Source organism: Desulfoluna sp. CYM3A, assembly GCF_056829965.1.
In genome coordinates this window covers 4,159,937-4,183,829 of sequence record NZ_CP186556.1, presented here as the reverse complement: position 1 = coordinate 4,183,829, position 23,893 = coordinate 4,159,937, and the positions used below count along the sequence as shown (strand labels likewise).

At 57.2% G+C, this 23,893-nt stretch carries 20 protein-coding genes and 1 pseudogene; 12 read left to right on the top strand and 9 right to left on the bottom strand.

The genetic code is table 11. From position 1 onward, the window contains the following. Positions 1 to 549 precede the first annotated feature (549 nt). Positions 550 to 1,062: a reverse transcriptase domain-containing protein gene (locus tag ACOYW1_RS21195; RefSeq protein WP_482419625.1), complete on the top strand. Its 513-nt coding sequence runs from the start codon at positions 550 to 552 to the stop codon at positions 1,060 to 1,062. A 403-nt stretch (positions 1,063 to 1,465) separates the two neighbouring features. On the opposite strand, the gene ACOYW1_RS21190 is transcribed toward ACOYW1_RS21195, so the two are convergent. Further along, positions 1,466 to 3,658: a M14 family zinc carboxypeptidase gene (locus tag ACOYW1_RS21190; RefSeq protein ID WP_482419624.1), complete on the bottom strand. Its 2,193-nt coding sequence runs from the start codon at positions 3,656 to 3,658 to the stop codon at positions 1,466 to 1,468. 593 nt (positions 3,659 to 4,251) lie between these two features. Next, positions 4,252 to 5,493, bottom strand: a complete 1,242-nt coding sequence (locus ACOYW1_RS21185; protein ID WP_482419623.1) for a hypothetical protein — start codon at positions 5,491 to 5,493, stop codon at positions 4,252 to 4,254. Between ACOYW1_RS21185 and ACOYW1_RS21180 the strand changes: the two genes are divergently transcribed. After that, a complete protein-coding gene (locus ACOYW1_RS21180) occupies positions 5,477 to 5,617 on the top strand; it encodes a hypothetical protein (protein ID WP_482419622.1) in 141 nt (46 codons plus the stop codon). The genes ACOYW1_RS21185 and ACOYW1_RS21180 overlap by 17 nt on opposite strands. 51 nt (positions 5,618 to 5,668) lie before the next feature. Here ACOYW1_RS21180 and ACOYW1_RS21175 read toward each other — a convergent pair. The 3 genes and pseudogenes from ACOYW1_RS21175 to ACOYW1_RS21165 all read right to left on the bottom strand — a co-directional run bounded on the left by ACOYW1_RS21175 (position 5,669) and on the right by ACOYW1_RS21165 (position 8,641). Next, positions 5,669 to 6,940: pseudogene (locus ACOYW1_RS21175) on the bottom strand (TRAP transporter large permease). 148 nt (positions 6,941 to 7,088) lie between these two features. After that, a complete protein-coding gene (locus ACOYW1_RS21170) occupies positions 7,089 to 7,454 on the bottom strand; it encodes a TRAP transporter small permease (RefSeq protein WP_482419621.1) in 366 nt (121 codons plus the stop codon). A 194-nt stretch (positions 7,455 to 7,648) separates the two neighbouring features. After that, complete coding sequence (locus ACOYW1_RS21165) at positions 7,649 to 8,641, bottom strand: TRAP transporter substrate-binding protein (protein ID WP_482419620.1); 993 nt, start codon at positions 8,639 to 8,641, stop codon at positions 7,649 to 7,651. 712 nt (positions 8,642 to 9,353) lie between these two features. On the opposite strand from ACOYW1_RS21165, the gene ACOYW1_RS21160 reads away from it, so the two are divergent. The 7 genes from ACOYW1_RS21160 (at position 9,354) to ACOYW1_RS21130 (ending at position 14,435) form a co-directional block, all read left to right on the top strand. Further along, positions 9,354 to 9,908 (top strand): hypothetical protein, encoded by a 555-nt coding sequence (locus ACOYW1_RS21160; protein WP_482419619.1) that lies wholly within the window; start codon positions 9,354 to 9,356, stop codon positions 9,906 to 9,908. Positions 9,909 to 10,265: 357 nt separating this feature from the next. Then, entirely contained in the window at positions 10,266 to 10,697 is a 432-nt protein-coding gene (locus ACOYW1_RS21155; protein WP_482419618.1) for a HAMP domain-containing protein, read from the top strand. Between the two features lie 9 nt (positions 10,698 to 10,706). Beyond that, positions 10,707 to 11,414, top strand: a complete 708-nt coding sequence (locus ACOYW1_RS21150; RefSeq protein WP_482419617.1) for a sensor histidine kinase — start codon at positions 10,707 to 10,709, stop codon at positions 11,412 to 11,414. Next, positions 11,375 to 12,067 carry a response regulator gene (locus ACOYW1_RS21145; RefSeq protein ID WP_482419616.1) on the top strand — a complete coding sequence of 231 codons (693 nt, stop codon included), beginning with the start codon at positions 11,375 to 11,377 and terminating at the stop codon, positions 12,065 to 12,067. The genes ACOYW1_RS21150 and ACOYW1_RS21145 overlap by 40 nt, the downstream gene beginning before the upstream one ends. A 126-nt stretch (positions 12,068 to 12,193) precedes the next feature. Further along, positions 12,194 to 13,174, top strand: coding sequence for a response regulator (locus ACOYW1_RS21140; protein ID WP_482417688.1), 981 nt, complete (start codon positions 12,194 to 12,196; stop codon positions 13,172 to 13,174). Between the two features lie 96 nt (positions 13,175 to 13,270). Further along, positions 13,271 to 14,251 carry an ABC transporter substrate-binding protein gene (locus ACOYW1_RS21135; protein ID WP_482419615.1) on the top strand — a complete coding sequence of 327 codons (981 nt, stop codon included), beginning with the start codon at positions 13,271 to 13,273 and terminating at the stop codon, positions 14,249 to 14,251. After that, entirely contained in the window at positions 14,202 to 14,435 is a 234-nt protein-coding gene (locus ACOYW1_RS21130; RefSeq protein WP_482423881.1) for a hypothetical protein, read from the top strand. Before ACOYW1_RS21135 ends, ACOYW1_RS21130 begins: the two co-directional genes overlap by 50 nt. 1,534 nt (positions 14,436 to 15,969) lie before the next feature. Here the strand turns inward: ACOYW1_RS21130 and ACOYW1_RS21125 are convergent. The 4 genes from ACOYW1_RS21125 to ACOYW1_RS21110 form a co-directional block, all read right to left on the bottom strand. After that, positions 15,970 to 16,071 carry a Fic family protein gene (locus ACOYW1_RS21125; protein WP_482419614.1) on the bottom strand — a complete coding sequence of 34 codons (102 nt, stop codon included), beginning with the start codon at positions 16,069 to 16,071 and terminating at the stop codon, positions 15,970 to 15,972. A gap of 173 nt (positions 16,072 to 16,244) precedes the next feature. Continuing rightward, positions 16,245 to 16,466: a hypothetical protein gene (locus ACOYW1_RS21120; protein WP_482419613.1), complete on the bottom strand. Its 222-nt coding sequence runs from the start codon at positions 16,464 to 16,466 to the stop codon at positions 16,245 to 16,247. A gap of 1,074 nt (positions 16,467 to 17,540) precedes the next feature. Beyond that, the gene (locus tag ACOYW1_RS21115; RefSeq protein WP_482423786.1) at positions 17,541 to 17,714 is read right to left on the bottom strand and encodes a peptidoglycan L,D-endopeptidase MepK; all 174 of its coding nucleotides are present in this window, start codon (positions 17,712 to 17,714) and stop codon (positions 17,541 to 17,543) included. Between the two features lie 350 nt (positions 17,715 to 18,064). Next, positions 18,065 to 19,090 (bottom strand): sigma-54 interaction domain-containing protein, encoded by a 1,026-nt coding sequence (locus ACOYW1_RS21110; RefSeq protein ID WP_180139892.1) that lies wholly within the window; start codon positions 19,088 to 19,090, stop codon positions 18,065 to 18,067. Between the two features lie 812 nt (positions 19,091 to 19,902). On the opposite strand from ACOYW1_RS21110, the gene ACOYW1_RS21105 reads away from it, so the two are divergent. The 3 genes from ACOYW1_RS21105 to ACOYW1_RS21095 are packed head-to-tail and all read left to right on the top strand — an operon-like array spanning position 19,903 to position 23,705. Beyond that, a complete protein-coding gene (locus tag ACOYW1_RS21105; protein ID WP_482419612.1) occupies positions 19,903 to 21,423 on the top strand; it encodes a GumC family protein in 1,521 nt (506 codons plus the stop codon). Position 21,424: 1 nt separating this feature from the next. Beyond that, on the top strand, positions 21,425 to 22,291 hold the full coding sequence (locus tag ACOYW1_RS21100) for a polysaccharide biosynthesis tyrosine autokinase (protein WP_482417683.1): 867 nt from the start codon (positions 21,425 to 21,427) through the stop codon (positions 22,289 to 22,291). Positions 22,292 to 22,319: 28 nt separating this feature from the next. Further along, on the top strand, positions 22,320 to 23,705 hold the full coding sequence (locus ACOYW1_RS21095; protein ID WP_482417682.1) for a TIGR03013 family XrtA/PEP-CTERM system glycosyltransferase: 1,386 nt from the start codon (positions 22,320 to 22,322) through the stop codon (positions 23,703 to 23,705). Positions 23,706 to 23,893 lie beyond the last annotated feature (188 nt).

Here is a 23,893-nt window from a genome sequence, read left to right as displayed (position 1 = left end):
GAACGATCTGACAGAAGAAGCGAAGCAAGAGGAAGAGATGGGAAAACGAGTCTGGTACAGCCTTTACGATCGGCTTCTTCATCAAGAGGCACTGACACGGGCATTCAAAAAGGTGAAATCGGCGAATGGGTTTCCGGGATAGACGGGCAGTCCTGCAAAGATTTTGCCTTGGAACTGGACACAAATATCCAATCTCTTCTGGCAACAAACAGGAAGAGTTACCTGCCGTCTCCTGTGAAGCGAGTCGAAATCGACAAACCGGATGGCGGCATCAGGAAAATCGGTATCCCTACGGTTCGTAACCAGTGGTCCAACAGGCGTTAAAGACCATACTGGAACCCATCTTCGACCCGGGCTTTCATCCATCGAGCTATGGGTACCGCCCCAGTCGAGGTGCGCAGGATGCCATCGCCAAAGCAACGATGTTCATGCGCGATTACAACCTGAAATGGGTTGTGGATATGGATTTGAGTAAGGCTTGACACGTTAGACCACGACCTGATTGTTCAGGCAGTTCGAGAGAAAGTAGCAGATCGCAGTATCCTGAATTTGATTCGAATGTTCCTGACAGGTGGAGTGTTAACCTCCGGCGAACTGGAACCGACAACCGTCGGTAGTCCGCAGGGTGGCGTCATCAGTCCACTGTTAGCCAATATTTATCTGGATAAGTTTGATCAGTATATGAGGCGACGGGGGCATCGAATCACACGTTATGCAGATGATATTGTCATCTTCAAAGCGAGCAAGGCAGGGGCAGAAAGAGCACGGGAAGTGGCAACGGGCTATCTCGAGGTGAAGCTAAAGCTGACGGTTAACCAGAAGAAGACTCATATAACGAGTCTGTGGAGGGAGTACCGTATCTCGGTGGGTGCTATCGGTTCGAGGTACACCCAGGTGAAACCCGAACGAAAGAAGGCCTTTAAAGAAAAAGTCCGGAAGTGCACTCGACGCAACACCCCAGTGAATCTTGCGAAAGTCATTTATGATCTGAATCCTATTCTTAGGGGCTTTGCCAACTACTTTAAAGTGGCAAACTGCAAGGGATGGTTTAGGGAGAGATGATGGGGTGGATACGAAGACGCCTGCGAGCAATCCAGATGAAGTTATGGAAGAAACCTCGAAAGCTTCACCGCAGACTCAGGCAACTGGGCTACACCGGTGAGTTCGAGAACATCCGGATGAGTTCGTGGCGAATGCGGCATGCCAACTGAGCCACTGGGCTATATCGAATAAGTGGGTTCTGAAAAACTCGGACTGTTCCAGATGGACAAGATAGACGGGAGTGCTTCCCCAGCCAATGCTGGGATAAGGTTGGACAGGAGCCGTGTACGAGGTCCGTACGCACAGTTCTGTGAGAGGGATGAAGCAGAGCTGATCACTCTGCTTCACCCTACTCGATTTTCGGGGGCCTTAGCCCGTATATTTCAAGAGTCGAGTGCACCCATATTCAAGGCTGCACGGTCCCTTACTGGTAGGACACGCTCAGGCTCACCCCGGAGAAGGCGGAGTAGGCGCGGATGCCGATGTAGGTGGCCCCGGCATTGGGAGAGGCACTGGTACAGGTTTCGTTGTTACCCCATTTGTAAGGCCTGCAGTCGTAGTCGGACAGGGTTGGCTTCTCGCCGAAGCGGGTGTAGAGGTCCGCGTCGCCTGAGCCGTTGTCGATGTCAATGGTGAGGTTGGCTGCCCCTGACGGGAGGATGACCTTGTAGTAGAGCCAGTCACCTTTTGCCGCGGCAAGGTCGGTGAGGGTCTCCCCGTTGGCGATGACCGGGACCCCGTCGTCGGCCGTTACCACCACCTGCTGGGTGGCGGTGGCTGTGAGACCGTCGTTGTCGGTGACCGTGAGGGTCACCGTGTACGATCCTGCCGTGCCGTAGGTGTGTTGCGGGTTGGTCTGGGTGCTGGTGGTCCCGTCTCCGAAGGCCCAGGCACGGGAGGTGATGCTGCCGTTGTCGTCGCTGCTTTCGTCGGTGAACTGGACGGCCAGGTCTGTGGCATCAAAGGTGAAGGATGCCGTGGGTGCCCCGGGTTGGGCCACGGTGAGGAAGAGGGCACTTACGGCGCCCCAGTTGTTGGCTGCATCTTTGGCGCGCACGAAGACCATGTGCTCGCCGGCGGTAAGGCCCGAGGTGTTCACGGTGCCGGTGATGCCTTCGGAGGTGGCGTTAAATGAGCCATCGGCGGCATTCAGGGCGTGGGTCACGGCACCGGGGGCCCATGGGGGCGTGTCCACGGTGTATTCGGCAGCGGCGATGGCCTGGGAAGATTCCGTGCCGTTGGCACTGCTGTAGCGGGTGTCCACGGCCGTGGCCGTCAGGGTGCCGTTGGCGCCCAGGGTCAAGGTGATAATGTCCGGCCCTGCCGGGATTTTGTATGGGGCCCGGGCCACTTTGGCCGCGTAGATGAGTGCGGGAAGGTTGCCGGGGAGGATCTGGTTTTCATAGGTTGAGCAGGACTGGAAAAAAGCGGTGCCCAGCTCAAAGCAGTATCCGGCGATGCCCAGTTCGCCGTAGGCGTAGTCGTCGGTGGTGCCGGTGGTGGGGTAGAGGCCCACGGCCTGCTGGGGGGTGTACCCGTTGAAGTAGGCGAACTTCCTGCCCAGGGTCTGGAGCTGGGTGCCGTTGGGGGCGGGGTTGCTTGTGTCGCCCCAGGGCCAGAGCACCAGCTCGCTGTAGCTGTGGATGTCGATGTACAGGCCCGAGGCGTCGTCGGAAACCAGGCCCCCCGGGGTGCCTCCGTTGTGGTCCTCGAAGATGGCCTTCATGTAGTTCTGAACGGCCTGGGTTTCAGGTTCGGACGCCGCGTGAGAGCCCCGGTAGGTCTGGTCGCAGGTGTAGGTGCTGGCCCCGCTGCCGCCCCAGTGAAAGTCAAAATTGCGGTTCAGGTCCGCGCCGGGGGTCTGGTGGGCGCAGTAGTCGGTGTTGTGGTTTTTCCGCCAGGAAGCTCCACCCTCGGCCTGTTTGCGTCCGTCGGGGTTGGCGTGGAGCATGAGATGGACTTCATGGTGGTCCAGGATCCACCTGCTGTCCGCATCGGTCTGGTAGGTGTCCACGAGACGGTGGGCAAAGGCCAGGGCCAGGGGAGAGGTGGTGTACTCCCGTGCGTGGATGGCGCTGGTGATGAAGAGTTTGGGTTTGTCACCGGTGAGGGTCTTGTTGGTGAGCTTCAGGACAAAGAGGTCGTAGCCGCCGCTTGTGTTCTCTTTTTTCCAGGAATCCCCGGCATCGATGATCTCAGCCAGGTTGGGGTTGGCCGTGACCATGGCCTGAGCGTCGCTGAAGGTGGCTTCCACGGTCTTGTAGCAGGGGTAGCCGGGTATGGTGTCTGCTGATTGTGCGGACAGGGCCATGGGGGCTGCGGCATCTTTCCGGTGGAGGATGTACCCTTCGTGGGGCTCGATACGGAACCCCAGGGACGTGAGGTACGCCTCGTCTTTCACGGTGGCGTGAATTACCAGAAACCCCTCATCGTAATTGATCTCCGGCGGGGTGGGTTCAAAGGACTTGATCAAGTAAAGGGCGACCTCTTTGTCCGTGAAATAGGCCTTGACGTACCGCCTTGTCTCCTCGCTCTTTGCCTGGTCGGCAAAGGATGCGGTCCCTAAGGTCATCAGAAGAACACTCGCGAAAAACAGGCATAGACATTTGGATCTCATGCACATCTCCTTTTCGTTGGGTTAAGCGTCCGGTGCGTGGAACAGGACCTTTTTGATGGGCCGGAGACGCCCAAATGCATGGGGGTTCGACCCATCACGACAATCGGGGGGGGAAAATCGTAAGCACATCGCGAGGTGTAACGGTGACCCGAGCGCGATGTGCGTCATGGGTTTTCGCATTACCGGCAGGGCCATGGGGACTGGCGCCCGGTTTTTTTGTCTCTATTCGTTGGTTTTCAACGGCTCTTGGGCCGGAGGCGTGATGCTTTTTTACTGATACCGTGAGTCAATGGCGGGAAGATTATAGCTTGTGTCGTGATGACAACAGGCATTTGATTTCGTTGGGTATTATATCGTCGTTTTTTCGGATGTCAAGGTGGCGGGACTGGGGTGAGGGGGGCAGGTGATGGCGGAGGAGTACGTTTTATGGTGGCGCCCGGAGCATCGCACTTCCGCGCGTTTAATAAAACGCGTGGGCGCGATGACACCGGGCACAACGGGCGAGTCGGGCGGCAGTGGCTTAAGGTTCATACGCTCTCAGGCCATATGCCGGGCCGTGATGGCGTGAACGCCGCCCGACCCCATGTTGCACCTTACTTTTCGGGGTAGAGGAAGGCAAAGGCCTCCTCTTTGAAAGCGGCTCTTTCGTGCATGTCGGCTGTGGCCTTGTCGATGTTGGCTGCAAGGGCGGGCACGGCGTTTTCAAGGATCGCCAGGTAGTGATCGGCGTCCTGGGCGGTAAAGGCCGGGATCTTCCAGGTCTTGACGGTCTGCTCCGAGACCACCATGGAGAGAACCGCGCACATGCCGGGCATGATGCCGCCGCCGCCCACCAGGTTGTGGAGGTCAGAGGACATGAAGGTCACCCCTCCGGCGTCCTGGCTGACGATGGTGGCCAGCTCGCCCACGATGCGGACTTTTTCGCGCGCCGTGTCTGCTTCGGCAAGCGAGTTGCCCAGGGCGGCGATGCGTTCGCCCAGCTCACGGGTGCCCTTTGCCATGTCTCCTTTTCCCCTGGGAAAGGCGGTGTCGGAGTGGGTGCAGGGAAGGCCTGCTGCGTTGATCCCTTTGATGAGGGCTTCAAAGACCGAGGGGTTGTCCACCTCTTTGTTCATGCGTACCCAGAACATCTCTTCCCGGTTGTCCTTGAAGACGGCAGGGGCATAGGCCTTGCTCTCCAGAACAAAGGTGGGCAGGGCGTCCAGGCCCAGCTCTTTCATGACCCGGCCCTTGTCTCCGAGCATGACGTTGCCTTCCAGGTCCTCGTCCGGGCCCAGGCCGCCTTCGCTGGCGTTGATGACGGCCATTACCGAGACGGGAATATCGTCGATGTCCAGGACGGTACCGATGATTTTCCCCACCTTGCCGGGCATGTCCTCAACCCCGGTGACGAACTGTCCCGGGTATTTTTTTTCAAAGGTGTCCACCACGGCCAGGCAGGCGGCGGTCTGAAGGGCCACGGGCAGCTCCAGGACGCCCTGGCCGTAGATCCTCCCGAAGGCGGTGCATGCCACGGTCTGGCTGTAGATGGCGTCCATGCCAATGGCAAGGCGGGCCAGGGTAGCTTCATAGGGGGTGATGCCCCGGCGGGTCCGGGCCGTGCCTGTGCCGCCGTCTTCTGTGGTGACGGTGACGGTGCCGGTCTCGATGTCCGCATCCACCGAGGCGATGGTGGTGCGTGCGGGAAAGGCTTTTCGCAGAAGGGCGGAGACGACGGCAAATCCTGCGGAATCGTCCTGGACAAACCCGAAGTTGGTGTGGACATGACCCGCGCCCACATGGCCGGTGATGCCTAACGTACCGCGGGATACGCTGCTTTTGGAAATCTTCATCATGCTGGCTCTTTTTTTAACTGTTGAGAACAAATATGCCGCCTGCGGTTTCGCAGCCGGCACGGGCGGTACAGAGAAAAACGACAAATCTGCCCCCGACTGGGAGCCGGAGGCAGATGCACGCTGAGTCGTTTCCCAGGTGTATCGGGGAAACGTCCGTAAAGGAGAGGCTTTTCTTTTACAGCCCCGGCAACCAGAGGGCCAGGCCTGGTACAAAGACGATGGCCAGAAGGGCCAGCACCATGGTGAGCAGGAACGGGAGTACCGCCACGCTGAGTTTTTCAATGGACAGGTTACTGATGCTGCAGCCCACGAAGAGGTTGACGCCCACGGGAGGAGTCAAAAAGCCCATGGAGGATGTCACGATCATGACGATGCCGAAGTGGATCGGGTCCATACCCAGGTGCTTGACCACGGGAAGGAGCAGGGGCGTCAGGATCAGGATGTTGGCCAGGGCGTCCATGAAGGTTCCCATGACAAGGAGGAATACCAGGATAATGGGAATCAGGATGTACCTGTTGTCCGAAATGCCCGTGAGGATGTCCACCAGCTGGTTCGGCAGGTTGTAGAACAGGAGGATCTGCCCCAGGGCCGTTGCCGTGGCCACCACAAGGAAGATGGAGGCGGTGGTGAGGGCGGTGCCCTTGAACACGTCGGCGATTTTGCTCCAGCTGAGGGTCCTCAGGAAGATCCCTTCCATGATGAGAAGAGCAGACCACGGCAATCATGCCCGCTTCCGTGGTGGCAAGCCGCCGTAGATGCCGCCCAGAACAATGAGTGGAACCATGAGGGCGGGCAGGGCCGACTTGAGGGAGGAGAGTACTTCGGAGACAGGGGCCCGTTTCCCGGAACCGGTGAATCCGTATTTTTTGGACAGGATGTAGCTGCACAGCATGAGGCAGGCACCCACGAAGAGGCCGGGGATGACACCTGCGATGAAGAGGTCGCCTACGGAGACACCGGCCGTGGTGCCGTAAATGATCAGGGGAACGCTGGGGGGGATGATGACCCCCAGGCAGCCTGCGGCGGTGTTGACCGCGGTGGAAAAGGACTTGCTGTACCCTTCTTCCTCCATGGCAGGCACCATGATGCCGCCGACAGCGGCCACGGTGGCGGGTGCGGAACCGGAAAGGGCCCCGTAAAACATGCTCGTGAGAACGGAGATGTGAGCCATGCCCCCTGTGATATGGCCCACCAGGGACCGGGACACCGCCAGCAGTCTCTGGGCCATGCTGCCCTTCTGCATGATCTCGCCGGCCATGATGAAAAAGGGAACCGCCATGAGGGGGAAGACATCCAGAGACGTAACCATCTTCTGGATGAGAAATTCATACGGAAGCAGGTCGCTGAAGGTCATCCCCACGGTGACGCTCAACCCGATGGCGATGCCGATGGGCACGCTCAACAGGAGAAATGCCGCAAGTGAAACAAACGTTAAAATAATTGCCATATCCATAGGGCAGGGTCTTCCTTAATTGATTTCCATGATTGAAGGGTCGTACTTGCCCGTGATGACCCCCCAGAGTCTCTCCAGGGTACGCAGGGCCATGAGGCCTAAGCCCACCGGAACGCTGAGAAACACCCAGTACATCTGCACTTCAAGGGGCAGGGGTTTTCTTGTCCGGTGGTCTGAAAAATTGGATAAATTTGATGCCCCAGAAAGACGCGCAGACACAGAAGACAACGGTGCAGAGGTGAGCTGCGATGGTGACGGGCTTGGCAAATTTTCCCCCGAACATGTTCCGGATCACCGTGACTTCCAGGTGGCGGTTCATCTGGGTGGCGTAGCTGCATCCCACGTAAACGGCCCAGATAAAGAGATAGCGTGCGACTTCCTCGGACCAGTCGAGGGAGTTCTGGAGCACGTATCGGTTGAAGACCTGGACAACGGTGATGCCTGTCATCAAAACCAGCGCCAACGAGGAGAAGATCTCCTCGGATCGGTTGATGATGGATTTGGCCATTTTTTCATTCGAGGAACTCCGTGGCAAGCAATACCGGGCGAGTCCACCCGTGTGGGGCACTGCTGGGTTTTTGTTAATAAGGAACATTCAGCCTGGAGCTGTGTGCGGCAGGCCCTTTGCGATACAGGGCACAAATGAAGCCTCCGGCAGAGACTGCCGGAGGCTGGTATGGGCTGAACAGTAATCCAAGAAGGTTACTGGGCGATGGTCGCCTTGGCCTGGTCGATCAGCTCTTTGCCGATGCGCTTTTCGAATTTTTTGTAAACGCCTTCGGCTGCTTTAGCCCAGCTCTCACGCTCTTCGGGGGTGAGAACGGTGACGTTGACCCCTTTGTCCTTCAGGTTGGCCAGGATCTCTTTTTCGCCGTCACGGATGAGCTTGCGCTCATAGAGCTTGACCTCTTCGAAAGTGGTCAGGACGAGCTCTTTCTGCTTGGGAGTGAGGCTGTCGAGGAATCGCTTGGAGATCATGACGAGGTGGGGGCTGTAGAAGCTGTTGACGATGGTAACGTTGTTGTTGACTTCAGGGAAGTTGTTGTGCCATGCCAGGTTGAGGTCGATGTCGATGCCGTCCACGGTCTTCTGCTGCAGGGCGGTGTATACCTCGCCCCAGGAGATGGGGGTGGGGTTCATGCCCAGGCTCTTCAGGGTGGCAATGTGTGCCTTGGAGGGGGTGGAGCGGATCTTCAGGCCCTTGGCATCTTCGAGGGTGGCAACGGATTTTTTGTTGTTCCAGAGGTTACGGAAGCCGATCTCGATGTATCCGAGGCCGATGATGCCGCTTTTTTCGAGGGCCTTGCTGGCGTTTTTGCCGATGGGGCCGTCGGTGATTTTATCGGTTGAAGGATAGTCGGGGAAGAGGAAGGGCAGGTCGAAAATCAGGAATTCATCGGAAAAGGGGGAGAGGTTTGCGGTGCCTGCAGACCCCATCTGGAGCATGTTGAACTGGAGGCCTTGAACCACGCTGTCGAAGTTTCCGAATTTTGAGCTGTCGAAGATATCCACGCGGAACTCGCCGTTGCTTCGCTCTTCGATAAGTTCTTTGAACTTTTCAAACGCCTGTCCCATGGGATGCTGGGGGACGTTGGGGTGGGCAAGTTTGATCACGATGGGTCCGGCCACGGCAGTGGTGGCGGTTAGAAACAGGGCGATCATCAGGGTTGCGAAAATGGTCTTTAGTCTGGTCATCCTTAGAACTCCTTAACTCCTTATGTATTAAAATGTCCGAGAGCCTCTCCGGAGCTCCCGGGCTGTACCGTCACGCATCCGGAACCATGTGCTGTGTACCGTTTGATTGTACGGTCCTTCGGATCTCATCCCCGTTGTTCGTGACGTCACGGGCCAGGCGGAGGCGCGGTTCGATACGCATCGAATTTTCGCGTCGGCCTTGGAGTAAACGTTCCTGATCGGGGGACATTTCTTCTTTCTATGAATCTTATTGACTGGTGTCATGATTAATATTGAACACACTGTGTCTTCTTAATGCGTTATGATAGGGCGCTTCGGATCAAAACAAAATATGAATACAAATGCTCAAAAAATACCCATTCAAAATAGGCATTATGATAAGGCTGTCGTCAGTTGAAGGGGAACGTGTTTTAGGCGGAAAATGGCATGATTTCGAAGTGCTGTCTCAACTGTCTATGTATATTACCATTTTGCATGATTGGCGTGAAGGATCGGTGCCTATTTTTTATGGGCATTCGGGGAGGACTTGATGGTTGTTCGGCTCAGTGCTGGTGTGCTATTTAGGTTGACTACAGTGCACCTGTGGGGTGCAAAACGGTGTTGGCTGTGTTTGACAAACAGGTTGTTGAACGACCGGAGCGCCTGGCTACCGTAAAGCGGCAGCAAGGTGACGGGTAGTGACGGCAAGGGCCCAAGCGGCGAGGATCGATCCATGGGGGTAAAAAAAACAGGTTTTATGCCCGGGCTCTGGAAACAGAGCCTCATGGCTCGTCTGGTGGGGTCGTTTCTCTTTCTGTCCCTGACCATCGTGAGCCTGGTGGGGTACATCGGGTACCACCAGGCCACCGAAGCCCTCAAGGCCTCGGTGTTCGATCGTCTGGACACCGTGGCCACCTTTAAAGCAGGGGAGCTGAACCGCTGGGTGGAAGACCGCATGCTGGATGTGGCCTTTTTTGCCAGCCTGTCCGACGTGCGGGGGCCCGCGGAAATTCTCCTGACGCACCCTTCCTCTGATCCGGCTTACGGGAAGGCCCACGCTGACCTGGCCCACGTCATGGACGATATTCTGGTCGGAAGGTCAGATCCCGAGGAGATTTTTATCCTTTCGGCCGTGGGGGGGCAGATCCTTGTCTCCACCGATTCATCCCAGGGAAATGTGCACCGACATCTATTTTACCCGGGGGCTCCAGGCAAACGCCATTCAGGGCGTGTATGCGTCACCCATGACCCTGAAGCCCACCCTGACCCTTGCCACCCCGCTTTTTGACGGGGCGGGGGAGCGGCGGCTGGGCGTGCTTGCCGCCCACATGAACCTGAGGCACATGGATCAGATCGTTCGTAACGCCGCAGGGCTGGGCCAGAGCGGTGAGTCCTATCTTGTGGATTCGCTTAATGTCTTTGTTTCGGCAGACCGGTTCGGGCGGCTGGAGTTTCCCAGGGGTATCCACACCGAGGGCATCGATACTGCGGTGTCGGGCCTCAATGGCTCGGGTATCTACGAAAACTACGCCGGGGTGAAGGTGATCGGTGTGTACCGCTGGCTGGAGGAGCGGCAGCTGGCCCTGCTGGTGGAGATGAGCCTGGAAGGCTCCCTGCCCGAAGGCTGGCCCGGAACATCATCGCTGTGGGGGTGGTCTCGGTCTGGCTCCTGGCCCTGGGGATCTATGCCCTGGCTCGCCAGATCGCGCGGCCCATCCGGACCATTGCCGACACGGCCGTTCAGGTGGCCGGAGGGGATCTGGACTCCACGGTGCCGGTGCCCACCGAAGATGAGGTGGGCCGCCTGGCCCGCTCCTTCAACCGGATGGTCGCAGAGGTGAAAAAACACCGGGATCACCTGGAGTTCCGTGTTGCCGAGCGCACAACCGACCTCAAGGAGGCCAACGCAAGGCTCCAGCATGAGATTGCGGTGCGCAAAGAGGCGGAAGGGGAGGTTCGGGCCTTGAACGAAGGTCTTGAGCAGCGGGTACAGGATCGGACCTCGGAGCTCTCCGTGGCAAACGCCCTGCTTCAGCGGGCCAAAGAGTCTGCCGAGGCCGCGAGCCGGGCCGAGTAGCTGGCGAGGATGGACCACGAGTTGCGGACCCCGTTGAATATCATCCTGGGGTTTTCGCATCTGTTGAACCGGGACGAGCGCACCACCTCGGACCAGCAGGCGTCCCTTAAGACCATCACCCGGAGCGGGGAGCACCTGCTGGCCCTCATCAACGATATCCTGGAGATGTCAAAGATCGAGGCGGGGCGGACCACCCTGAAGCAGCATAGTTTCGACCTGCACCTGGCCCTGGAGGGCATCGAATCGATGATGCGCAGCAGGGCCGAGGACAAGGGCCTTGCCCTGACGGTGGAGACCTCCGTTGACCTGCCCCGCTATATAAGGTGCGACGAGACCAAGCTGCGCCAGGTCCTGGTCAACCTGCTGGGCAATGCCGTGAAGTTCACCGATGAAGGCGGCGTGACCTTGCGGGTCCGGCGCGGCACGGAGGCCCCTGAAGCGTCGCGTCTCTTTTTTGAGGTGGAAGACACCGGCGTGGGCATTGATTCAGGGGAGGCCGGCATCATTTTCGACGCCTTTTCCCAGGCCGGGGATGGTGAGACGGAAAGGGAGGGCACGGGCCTGGGCCTTGCCATCAGCAAACAGTATGTGGACCTCATGGGGGGCCAGATTACCGCCCAGGGCCTGGATGCCAGAAAATCCTTTTCCGGTTCGATGTCCGGTTTGACGCTGCCGATATGGAAGAGGTCAAGGTCAAGAGCCCTTCCCGGCGGGTAACGGGGCTTCAGCCCGACCAGCAGGCCTTTCAGGTCCTCATTGTGGAAAACAACCCCGAGAGCCGCACCCTGCTGACAAAACTGCTTACCTCCGTGGGCTTTGACGTTCGGGGGGCAAGCAACGGACGGGAGGGGGTCGACCTGTTTCACCAATGGCAGCCCCATCTGGTCTGGATGGACCTGAAGATGCCGGAGATGGACGGATACGAAGCCACTCGGCAGATCAAGGCAAGCCCTGAGGGGCAGGCTGCCAAGGTCATCGCTTTGACCGCCAGCTCCTTTGACGAGCAGAGGGGCGATGCCCTGGCAGCGGGTTGCGATGATTTTGTGGGCAAGCCCTTTCGGGAGGACGATATTTTTGGGGCCATGGAGAAGCACCTGGGGGTGCGATACCTGTATGAAACAGGTGCGCAAGGGGCCGATGGGGCAGGTTCCGGGGACGAGGCGCCCCGGCCTGTGGTGGCCGCAGACCTGGGCACCCTGCCCGAGGCGCTGATCACAAGGCTCTCGGATGCGGCAACGGCCTGTGATGTGGGCAGCGTGGCAACGATTATCGAGGAGGTCAGAGAAATCGATACCTCCGTGGCAGAGTCCCTGGCCGAACTGGCCGATGGTTTTCGGTACGATGACATTCTTGCGTTGATCAATGGGTAATGCACGGTGGGGCGGTCTCAGCCGTGTTGAGCCCGCTCAGGCTCCTTCAGTCCCTGTTTGACCAACTTTTCAAACGTTTAGCCCCCGGCAGGATCGCCGGAGGCACGTGCATGCGGAGAGGCCCAAATGGAGATGGACCACATGACGTCGGGGCACTGGAACCACGCCGAAGGAAACATCCTTGTGGTGGACGACAATCCCGAGAACCTGAGGATTCTGGTGAAGCTGCTCACCGAGGCCGGTTACAAGGTGCACGCCGCGGCCAAGGGCTCCCTGGCCCTGGGAGCGGTGGAGCGATCCCTGCCGGACCTGATCCTCCTTGACATCAAGATGTCGGGCATGGACGGGTACGAGGTGTGCCGCCGGTTGAAGGCAGACGGGCGAACCGCGGAGGTTCCCGTGATTTTCATCAGCGCTCTGGATGACGCTGAGGACAAGGTCAAGGGCTTTGGCCTGGGCTGCGCCGACTACATCACCAAGCCGTTTCAACTTGAAGAGGTCCTGGCGCGGGTTCGGACGCACCTGGGGGTGTTCCGTCTGAAACGGCAGCTTAACGATAAGATCAGGCTCCTCCACCACGAGATCGTCGAACGCCAGCGCGTGGAGGCCATGCTCCAGGAAAAACATGATCAGATGGAGCAGGAGGTGGCTCGGCGCACGGCGGAGCTGCAGGAGAAATCCCGGCACCTCGAAGAGGTGAACCAGGCCCTCAAGGCCATGCTGGATCACAGGGATCTTGAAAAACGGGCCATTGAGGACAACATGGCCGCCAACCTGAAAAAATACGTGGCCCCCTACCTTGATCAGATGAGAAGAACCGTCCGGGAGGAGGAGCACAGGACCACGCTGACGATTATCGAGACAAACCTCAATGAGCTGGTGGTCCCGATCCGCAACAGCATCTCCTCGAAATACATGGATCTGACACCCACGGAGATCAAGGTGGCGGACCTGATCCGGCAGGACAAGGGGAGCAAGGAGATTGCCGAACACCTGAATCTGTCCATCAGTACGGTGGCCAATTTTCGGCACAACATCCGCAAGAAGCTGGGGCTTAACAACAAGAAAACCAATCTCAAAACCTATCTCTCCACCCTGGCCCCGTAAGCGGCACCGCCATGGGGGGATTGGGCTCGGCAGGTATCAGGGACTGCACGCTCCTTTTCCGGGCGCGGCAACGGCAATGTTATGAAGGGAAAGACCATGTTGAATGTAAACTATTTTATATCCCTGCTCTGGTCCGCATTGGTGGTGACTCTCGTCTCTGGCGGGTTGTCGGGCTGCTCCTCCCCTTCGCCTCCGCCTGAGATACGCATCGGCGTCATTGCCCCCCTTACCGGGGATTCGGACGCCAGATGGGGAAAATCTTACGTGAACGGGGCCATGCTTGCCGTTGCCCGGCTCAACGATCAGGGCGGCCTCATGATAGACGGGCGAAAGCTTAAGGTCACCCTGACCTTTGCCGACAGTCAGGGCAACCCCCAGCTCGCGCTGAACGTGGCCCGCAAGCTCATTGCCCGGTACAACGTGGACGCCCTGGTGGGGGCCCCCAGAAGCCAGGTGGCCATCCCCGTTGCCGCCCTTGCCGAGAGCCGCCGTATTCCCTTTGTGACCTCCATGGCCACTCACCCTGCGGTGACCCGGGGCAGGCAGTTCAGTTTCCGGACCATCTTCAGCGATACCTTCCAGGCCGAGGTCCTCGCCCGGTTTGCCTTTCATGACCTGGGTGCCAGGCAAGCCGCTGTCCTGTACGAGGTGACCAGCGATGACAACAGCAGCCTGGCCGGTCTGTTCAAGTCCGAGTTCGAGGCCAAGGGGGGGCAGGTGGTGGCCTTTGAGCCCTATGTCTCCGGGGAGTCGGACTGGGCCCGCCAGTTCGAAGCCATCCGCACCAGCGGCGCCCAGATCCTGTTCCTGCCCAACTTCGGTAACGAAGTGCCCCGTCAGGCCCGCCTGGCACGTGAGGCCGGTATCGGCATGCCCCTTCTCGGCGGTGACGACTGGTGGGGCATCGAGACCGGAAAAGACCGCGCCGCCCTGGAAGGGGGCTTTTTCAGCACCGACTACGCCCTGGATCTGGACAGTCCCCAAAATAAGGCGTTTGTGGCAGCCTACCGCGAGCGTTACAAAGATATTGAACGACAACGCCGCCCATATTTACGACGCCCTTGGCCTGATTTTTAAGGTCATCGCAGAGCAGGGCCGCGTGGACTCCGAATCCCTTCGCCATGGTCTGGCAGGCGTCCGAAATTACTCCGGCGTCACCGGGACCATGCAGTTCAAAGGCAGCGGCGACCCCGTCAAAAGCGCCCAGATCATCCAGGTCACCGAGGGAGGGTTTTCCGTGGTGAAGACCATGGAACCGTAGCCACATCAGCGATATGTCTGCCTGAAGATAAATAATCCGGGTATGGTAATGCGTTGTGGGCAAGGGTTCAAAGAGCGTTTTTTCTTTGAACCCTTCACCCCGCTATTCCCTTCATTTTTTCATGCTCTTCCTTGTAAATAGCCACCATGCGATCGATTTTGGCGTACTGCCGCGTCAAAAGATCTTCGGCAATGGTTCGGAGCCCCCACTTTTTAAAATCGACCTGAAGGCCGTTGCCGCTTGGGTTGTCTGTTCCGTGAAGTTCATGGAAAACTGCCTACGAGGTTAGCAGGCGGTGAACATCCTTGATGGCGTCGCACAGTTCCGCAATTTCAGCCCCTGAGAACATTTCAGGGGTGGGTTGGGTATCGGGCAGGGTCATGATGGACTCCTTTTTGGAATGGTGGATGGTGAGCGGTGGATGGTGAGTAGTGAGTAGTGAGTAGTGGCGGTGCTACCGTTATGTAATAATCGCGTCCAGCCACCGGCGCACGGCTCTCACCCCGTAGGGGTGATTCCGCGCACGATTCCCGGGACCGTTGGGCAGTTGAAAATGGCCGCAGCGATCACTGCCCGACACACAGCACATCCCAACGCCGCTTCCCCTCATCTTAAAATCAAACGAGGCATTTTTTTTGCGGCGGCCCATGCTCAAAAAGAGCACAGGTCCGCCTGTGACATCGGGAACGGGAAAACGCGCCTCAGGTGAGATCAGGAAGAGGAAACGGACGCAACACCACAACTGCCGGGGCTGTTCGAGAACGCGCAGAAATCCGAAGGGGCGTTTTCCCGACCGTTAATCAGAAACGCGCGCCTGCCTTGGCCATTGGGCACAGCAATCGTGTCTGTGAAGGGGTTTTCCGGGACCGTGTGATAAGGAAAATACGGCTTGAAATGGGGGTGGGGGTGGTGTAAAAAATCGCTTAGCCATGACGACCTCCGTGTAAGGTTGTTTTGGTCAGGCCTGGCAGGATGTTGCAGCATCCTGTCGGGTCGCACCATTGAGATGGTTGGATCAATCAATAACTAGTTATTACCGCCCACCATAATTTCATCTTTTTAGCCTGTCAATGATTTTTCTCTGGTAAATTCGTGTGTTATTCATTTCGATGGCCGTGGAAACCACGCTTTGCATGGTCGAGGGCAATGGGTGCGCTTTGCTGTTTTCTGCAACCCCCGTTTTTCTCTCGGTAGCCCATTTGGCACGGGAGCAACCGAGCCTGGTGGGAAAGATATCGACCATGATCGGCAGGGGGCCTTGGTCCAAAGGGTAGGCGTAGGCCGTGGGTATCTCATTTCGTTGCGGGATGGTATGTATTTTATTGAGATGCGTGGGGACGACTTCAGTTCATAGCGATCGATTCACATCACAACACCCAACACGTGCCAGTACGGTTTGAATCCTTCCTCCACAACGGCCGCTATGAGTTTTAGAAAAGGCGTGTAATCCTCTTTTGTGTGCGCGGTATCAAGGGTTTTGCAGAATTCAGGCGTCTCTCCACCGGAAGCACCACGGGCGGAAAGCCACTCTTCATCAGCTCCAGGTTCTATTCAACAGCCTTGATGTCCTTCCATTGCCATCCATGAAAAGGCTAATTTTCACAAATTGGGCATGTACCCGCGCGGCCCGCTCCACGGGATGCAACCGGGGCCCCAACCGTATCTACTGATCAACTCGGTCATGGCGCCTTCTACCTGAAGCGCATCGGGTGGCGTATGGTCAGCCCCTGGAAATGATGACGTTATTTTTTCTGTACACCCCTGCATGGGGGTCATCGATCTGCTTTAGAATCAGTTGATCAATGGACTTCATCTGCCACTGAGAAGAGGCTCATTTTTCTGAACCAGCTCTTCCACAAAGAAGATGGCATCCCTGTGGTTGATCGCCTCAAAGTGCTCACGAATGGTTTTTCCACCCACCGTGATCCCTCGAAAGCCACCTTCGTCTCCTTTAAGCTCAAGTGCGTCGCCTTCAATGGCATTGGAGTTGTAAGTCCAGCGAAGGACAAGATCCTCATGCAGATTTTTCATGACCTCATCGGCAGAGGCCTGTAGGCATCAAGGGTCTCTTTCATGAGATCAAGCGTGTTGAATATGTCGTCCATGGGGGTGTCCTTCATTCGTTACGGCAGTATGGGCCTACTTTCTCGCCAGCAACATGCCAAGGTTACCGTTCCCGACCTCTTTCTGGTTGTTGTGATGTCGATGAAGCCTCTTTATCAGTAAAGCGAACACCTTCATTTACATTGGCTATGATCTCTTGAACTTCAGCCTGATGGCGTTGCAAATAAGAAATAGCCGATTCTAAAAACGAAAACAATTCTTATAGAAACATTAACATCAAAGGAGAACCGTGAGCACCTCATTTTGTCAGGCGAAGACCCTCGCCAATGGATACGCCTTCAACTCGTAGGATGGGCAAAGGTGGTGCCGTGCCCATCGGCGTAATCTCTTCCGCGAGCTCCATTTTCCGGGCTGGGTGTATTCCGACAGTTCGCTGAGGGTTTTGGCCAGGCGTACTTCTTTTTTTGATATTTCTGGTTTGAGCTTTTCGTCGTCAAGCAGTGTCATGATTATGATCTGGTATTTCAATTCCCTTGCCTGCTGTAAAAGGATCGCTCCTTCTAACCGAGTCGTCCAGTTTGGGAAACCGATGGTCCGGACCCCCAGTCCGAATATTTGTATTTCTTTTATGTAAATGAAACGATGCGGACTGTGAGGTGTCTTTCAACAAGGGGGCATATCCCTTTTCAAGGGCATCACGTATGCTGCTGATTTCGGCTGCGGGGGCTGAAGTTTCCTAAAGGATGGTCTATGGTGCTTTCATCCATGTCAGATAAAGGTAGTTGCTGCCAGTTGTTGTTCTTTGTGAACGTAATAAGTTCATGTTCGGGATAGAGTTTCCTGCATAAGCTGTAGTGCAAAATTGACCAATAAATAGTGCCATACAAAGAGACGACAGGATCTGAATAGAGATAACCCGCAACGTATTAAGGATAGCCTTTCGTGAACATAATCCTCTCCTTATCATGCTGGATACAGGTGATTAAAGCACTGTAGAATAAGTATGGTTTAATGCGCCATAGACGACGAAAAATCGAATAACTATAGTAACCACGTCCGATGCGAACCCGTATCAACGTGGACAAAGGTAGAGTAAAGGCCAAGGCCACCAATTTTATTGGCTGACCATAACCTTTTACATAGCTTTTTGAGCTTGGGAAGAGTTGAGCACGAAATGTCAGCTGCGTTTCCTTTGACATGTTGAGAGTTTGAAATTCCTCACACTGCTGCGTTATGTGTTTTGCACCTATCCACGCTTGATACAACGTCAGCTTTCCATGGCATATTTATTCTTCGTCTGATGAGACTATTGGCGTATTTTGTCTGGGTTGTAGACGTTTTGCGGATTTTACTGCTTGGTGATGTAGTATGTGAGTAATAGCGCTTCTGGGGAGTATGTTCAAGTTAAACTGAGATGTTATCCTTTGGGGTGCTTCGGTTTCGGGTTTGTGTGAGGGGAGCACTAAGGCAGGGTGGTCTCGTGCTCAACCGGCAACATCGTCAACTTTAGGGGCATGCCACGATTAAATTACACAGGACGGGATCATCATTTTAAGGCATAGCCCTCAATTGGGCTCACTGATGTTGAGCCGGTCGATTTTGGTGAGCAGGGTTTTGTAGCTGATCTTGAGGATCTTGGAGGCGTGGGTCCGGTTCCAGTTGGTGCGGTCCAGGACCTTGGCAATGACCTCTTTTTCCACGAGGTCGGTGGCGTTTTTTCGGATGGCTTTGAGGGAGAAGGTCTCCATGGCCTCGGGGGAGTCGGCGGCCATGGCGCGGAGTTTTTCCACCAGGCCGTTTCCGTTGGCCGGGGTGGCGTCCGGGGTGGTGGGGGCGGGGTGTTCGTGGAGGATCTCCGAGAGGGTCTCGTCGTCGCAGCCGATGAGGAGGATGCGCTGCAATACGCTCACGAGCTGTCGCACGTTGCCGGGCCAGGAGAAGTCGCAGAGCCTGCCGTAGGTGTGGGTGCTCAAGGGGGCGATGACCCGGTCCGGGTACTTGTCCTGATAGTGGCGGGTGTAGTGGGTGATGAGTTCGGGGATGTCTTCGGGCCGCTCCCGCAAGGGGGGGATGTTGATCTGGATCATGTTGAGGCGGTAGTAAAGGTCCTCCCGGAATTTTTTCTCCAGGATCCTCTGCTTGAGGTCGTGGTTGGTGGCGGAGACTACCCAGGTGTTGGAGGTGATGTTGGTCTCCGAGCCCAGGCGGCTGTACTCTCCGCTCTGGAGGACGTGCAGGAGCTTGGCCTGGAGGGGAAAGCTCATGTCCCCGATCTCGTCCAGGAAGAGAACGCCCCCGTCCGCCAACTCGAATTTTCCCTTTCGCTTGCGGTGGGCACCGGTAAAGGCTCCCTGCTCTACTCCGAAGAGCTCGCTTTCCAGGAGGGTGTCCGGGATGGCTGCGCAGTTGACCTTGACGAACTCTTTTTTGCGCCGTGGAGAGAGCTCGTAGAGCACCCGGGCCACCACCTCTTTGCCGACACCGGTCTCTCCTGTGATGACCACGTTCAGCGAGGTGTCCTGGGAGACCAGGCGGATGATTTCCCGGATTTTCTGGATACTGGGGCTGGAGCCCACAAGGGGAGTGTCCATGGCGTTGCCCTCTTTGCTGTGTCCGGGTGCGTTAACGTGGCAGTATCGGGGAAGGGGAGATAAGGCGCGGAGCATCGGGTGAGGGGCCGACGGGCGCGGGCCATGCCTCGGGGTGAACCGGCGGGACATGGAGGCTCGGTGACGTCCGAGCGGGGCGCGGGTCGGGAAAGCGAGCAACACATCGTGAGATCAATGTCCCTAATACCGGCGGTGCCTTGCAGGGCCAGGGAAGGGTGACGGGCTGTCCACCCGTATCCATGGGTCGCGAGGCGATTCCAGGCGGCTTTTTTGTTGTCAACGGATGCATCGGCAAGGCCGCCTATAAGGAATACCGGTCTCCTGCGGCGCGCATCATTTCACAGGCGCCGATGGTAAACGCATGTGCATGAAAAATCATGCCGTGTCGTCATTTTTCAGATCATGAATAGTGTTGAATCTTGATAAATAATAGATTATTATAAATCCCATATCAAGCTCAAATTTCCCTGCCTGGTTTGACCTGAATTCTCCTCCTATCCGGTTGTTTCATCGTTTCCACTTGTCTCTTCCATGAGTCTGCTCCGTGCCGTTCCGCGGCATTGCGGGAAGCTTGCAAAAAAGGTGTCCGGCCTCGCGTCGGCTGCCCAGTGCGCCAGGGCTCACGCAGGACCCACCTGTCCTTTCCCACGCCTGTGGGAGAGTTGTCTACCGATACGTACGGTCTGCTGTCCCCTTATCCATTATTTTTCATCGACAAGACAAACAAACGGACCTCGTCGCTCACCGGAACGGCCCCTGTGATCTGGAGCCGCCCAACGACTGCTGGAGGATATATGAAAGGTATCCGACGCGATAAGAACGACATGGAGTTCTACATCGGAATGGTCTCAAAGTGGTACTGGATCGTGCTGATCACCCTGGCCCTTTCCCTGAGCTTCGGCATTTACCGTGTGTTGACCCTGCAGAATTTCTACGAAGCCCAAACCGTGATCCTTGTCCAGCCCCGGAACCTCTCTCCGGACGTGGTCCGGACCATTGTCTCCGAAGAGACCAACATCCGCATCACCACCCTTGCCCAGCGCATCCAGAGCCGGACCAACCTGGAAAAAATCATCAGGGAGTTCAATCTGTTTTCAGGCGACTCCCAACAGGAGATGTTCATGGAGGACAAGGTGGCCGTGTTGCGGAAGCGCATCTCCGTGGAGCTCACCCGGGGGCGCAACCGCACCGCAGACTCCTTTACGGTCTCCTATCGGGGGACGGATCCGGTGCGGGTGACCCAGATCACCGATGCCCTGGCCGCCAACATCATCGAGGAGAACCTCAAGCTCCGGGAGAGCCTGGTCCTGGGGACCAACTCCTTTCTGGAGACCGAACTCAAGACCATGCGGGTGAAGCTCGTTGAAACGGAGGCCAAGCTCAAGGAGTACCGGGAACGTTACATGGGCGGGCTTCCCGAGCAGCTGGAGAGCAACCTGAGCATTCTGGACTCCCTGAATGAGCGCCTCACCGAAGTACGTGCCGAGGTGAGGATGTCCAAGGACCGTCTGGACATTTTCCTGCAGCGGGCCAACCAGCCCGTGGACCCGACCCTGGATGAGGTGCCGGTGCGCTCCCTGACCAAGGAGCAGGAGCTGGCCCGCCTTCGGGAGGAGTTGAACTTCCGGTTGAAGCGCTACACTGAGTACCACCCGGATGTCCTGCAGGTGAAGTCGGCCATAGAGCAGCTTGAGGCGGAGCCAGACGAGGGGGCCGTGGCCCAAAGGCCGCAGACCAGGCCCTTGACGGCCTTTGAGCAGCAGAGGGCCGCGCTTTTGGCCGAGGTCCGGGCCAATGAAAAGGAACGGAACGATCTGATGGCCCAGATCCGGCTTTACAAAAAGCGCGTGGAGGACACCCCCAAACGGGAGCAGGAGCTGATCTCCCTGCAGCGGGATTACGACAATATCCGCAGCGCCTATCACTCCCTTTTGAACCGCCAGATCGAATCCCAGATCGCCGTGAACATGGAAAAGCAACAGAAAGGGGGCCAGTTCCGCATCATCGATCCGGCCCGGGTGCCGGAAAAACCCATGGTTCCGGACATGAAAAAGCTCATTCTCTTCATTCTGGTGGGGGGCCTGGGCCTGGGCTGCGGCATCGTGGCGTTGCTGGAGGTGACCATGCAGACCTTCCGGGGAACCGGTTCCGTGGAGATGTACACCTCGCTTCCCGTGATCGCCAATATCCCGACCATCCATGAAGGGTCGGGGATCAAGCGGTTTTTCGTGAAACGATTCATTCCCGCAGTGGGCGGCCTGACGACGGTGTGCCTGCTGGGGACCCTTTTGGGACTCATCTTTATCAAGGGGTGACATGATGGGGCATTTTTCCAAAGCACTTGAGAAAAGGGGGCTGGAACGCAGCGATAAACCCGAGGTCTCCACGACCACGACTGAGGCACCCGTGCCGGAGGCCACTGAGGGCCTGGCGACCCCGGATGAGGGGACCCCGGAGGCGCCACCCTTAGGCATCGCCGGGCATCCGCTGGTGGTCCTGTCGGATCCGTGGAGCTACAGCTCGGAGCAGTTCCGCTCCATCAAGACGACGATCATGTTCCCGGAAGACGGCAAGGCGCGTCGCGTGATCCTTGTGACCAGCGCCATGCCCGCCGAGGGGAAGTCCTTTGTGGCCGCCAATGTGGCGGCGGCCATCGCCGGAAGCCTGGACAATCAGGTGATGGTCATCGACAGCGACTTGAGGCAGCCCGTGGTGGCGGATATTTTTTCCTTGCCCGGTGAAGCTCCGGGTCTGGATGCCTTCCTGAACAACCGCTGCGGGCTGGACGAGGTGATCCATCCCACGCACCTCGAAAAGCTCTCGGTTATTCCTGCCGGAAAGACCGTTGAGAACCCCTCGGAGCTAATTTCTTCTGCATCCATGCACCACCTCATCGATGACCTGAAGATGAGGTATGCGGACCACTACGTCATCATCGACTCTCCGCCTCCTTTGTTCGCCCCTGAAACCGTGGCCCTGTCCCGACACGTGGACGGGATCGTGGTGGTGGTTCGAAACGACAAGACCTCCAAAAAGGTGGTAGGGGAGATGCTGGAAAAGGTGGACCGCACCAAGGTGATCGGCATCGTCCTGAACCGACACGACGTCCCCTTCGGGCGGGACCGAGGCTATAGCGAGTACTACGCCTACCGAAAAGGGCGCGGCAACGGGAGCAAGTCTTAACCGAATCAGACGGGGCTCGGGTATTTCCATGATCAATCTATTTGAACGGTATTACACGATTAGAAATATCTTTCTGGTCCTTCTGGAGAGCCTGCTGCTCTATGTGTGCCTGCTGCTTACCTGGTTCATCGTCTCCGGGGGGAGCCCCTGGAGTGACCACTCGGGCCTTCACCTGAAGGCGGTGTGCATCATCCTGGTGTGTGTCTTCTGCCTCTATTGCAACAATGTCTACAGCCTCAGGGATATCAGCGGCTACCTGGACCTGGCCGTCAAGCTGTTTCAAGCCCTGGGCATGGCCCTGATCCTGCTGGCTTTGATCTATATCGGCTTCAGCCGGGCCAGGCTGGCCACGGAGTTCTTTCTCGTCTACGTGCCCGTGGTGGTCATGGTGCTGTCGACCTGGCGGTTTGTCTATGTCTTCATTTTGAAGACGGGCATGTTCAGCCAGAAGATCATGGTGGTGGGGGACGGCGACTTTGCCGTGGATATCTGCCGGGAGATCGAACGCGAGATCGACTGCGGGTACAGCGTGGAGGTTCTGGTCACCGAAAAGCACGTGGACGGACTCGACACCTTGAGTACACCGCACCATCACTCCTACGAGAAGCTGGCGACGACCGCCGAAGAGTTTGAGGTGGAGCGCATCGTGGTGGCGTTAAAAGAGAAGCGGGGCAGCCTGCCCGTGGATGAGCTTCTTTTGTGCCGCATGAACGGCATCGATGTCATGGACGGCAACACCTTCTACGAAATGCTCACCGGGAAATTTCTGGTCTCCTCCATCAACCCGGGGTGGCTCATCTTTTCAGACGGGTTCAGGAAAGGCCGCCTGCGCAGCATGCTCAAGCGTCTGGAGGACATCGTGGTTTCGCTGACCCTGCTGGTCCTCTTCTCTCCCGTGATGCTGGTGGCAGCCGTCTTTATCAAGCTGGACTCAAGGGGGCCGCTCCTGTTTGCCCAGGAACGGCTGGGGCAGGGGCACAAGCCTTACAAGCTCTACAAGCTTCGGTCCATGGTGGAGAACGCAGAAAAGGAGTCCGGCCCGGTGTGGGCCCTGAAAAACGATTCCCGGGTGACTCGGGTGGGGCTTTTTATTCGGAAATGGCGCGTGGATGAGCTTCCCCAGCTGTTCAATGTCCTGAAAGGGGACATGAGCCTGGTGGGGCCGCGGCCGGAGAGGGCCCATTTTGTCGAGCAGCTGGAGGCCGAGATTCCCTACTACGGGGAGCGTTTCACCGTGCGCCCCGGGGTGACCGGGTGGGCCCAGGTTCGCTACGAGTACGGCGATTCCGTGGAGGACGCCATGGAAAAGCTCAACTACGACCTTTTTTACATCAAGAACATGAACCTGTTCATGGATATCGTCATTATTTTTCGCACGATCAGGACGGTGCTTTTCGGTGTGGGGGCGCGTTGACCGGGCCTTCCACCGTTTGGCGATATGGTTGAATCGCCGATATTGAAGGTGGGCTTATCCCCCTTTTAGCAGGCGTTTTGGCTTTCTACTTCGCGGCTTTTTGTCAACAAAAAATCAACGTTTGAAGAGGGTTCTGTAACCCGAGGGGCGGAGCTATGTCTAATCAATCGCGTATGGCGGTCATTATG

Bases quoted from the DNA above. Each gene is read 5' to 3' on its own strand.
- ACOYW1_RS21190 (WP_482419624.1), bottom strand. From the start codon at position 3,658: ATGAGATCCAAATGTCTATGCCTGTTTTTCGCGAGTGTTCTTCTGATG.
- ACOYW1_RS21185 (WP_482419623.1), bottom strand. From the start codon at position 5,493: ATGATGAAGATTTCCAAAAGCAGCGTATCCCGCGGTACGTTAGGCATC.
- ACOYW1_RS21170 (WP_482419621.1), bottom strand. From the start codon at position 7,454: ATGGCCAAATCCATCATCAACCGATCCGAGGAGATCTTCTCCTCGTTG.
- ACOYW1_RS21165 (WP_482419620.1), bottom strand. From the start codon at position 8,641: ATGACCAGACTAAAGACCATTTTCGCAACCCTGATGATCGCCCTGTTT.
- ACOYW1_RS21160 (WP_482419619.1), top strand. From the start codon at position 9,354: ATGGGGGTAAAAAAAACAGGTTTTATGCCCGGGCTCTGGAAACAGAGC.
- ACOYW1_RS21150 (WP_482419617.1), top strand. From the start codon at position 10,707: ATGGACCACGAGTTGCGGACCCCGTTGAATATCATCCTGGGGTTTTCG.
- ACOYW1_RS21145 (WP_482419616.1), top strand. From the start codon at position 11,375: ATGGAAGAGGTCAAGGTCAAGAGCCCTTCCCGGCGGGTAACGGGGCTT.
- ACOYW1_RS21140 (WP_482417688.1), top strand. From the start codon at position 12,194: ATGGAGATGGACCACATGACGTCGGGGCACTGGAACCACGCCGAAGGA.
- ACOYW1_RS21135 (WP_482419615.1), top strand. From the start codon at position 13,271: ATGTTGAATGTAAACTATTTTATATCCCTGCTCTGGTCCGCATTGGTG.
- ACOYW1_RS21120 (WP_482419613.1), bottom strand. From the start codon at position 16,466: ATGAAAAATCTGCATGAGGATCTTGTCCTTCGCTGGACTTACAACTCC.
- ACOYW1_RS21110 (WP_180139892.1), bottom strand. From the start codon at position 19,090: ATGGACACTCCCCTTGTGGGCTCCAGCCCCAGTATCCAGAAAATCCGG.
- ACOYW1_RS21105 (WP_482419612.1), top strand. From the start codon at position 19,903: ATGAAAGGTATCCGACGCGATAAGAACGACATGGAGTTCTACATCGGA.
- ACOYW1_RS21100 (WP_482417683.1), top strand. From the start codon at position 21,425: ATGATGGGGCATTTTTCCAAAGCACTTGAGAAAAGGGGGCTGGAACGC.
- ACOYW1_RS21095 (WP_482417682.1), top strand. From the start codon at position 22,320: ATGATCAATCTATTTGAACGGTATTACACGATTAGAAATATCTTTCTG.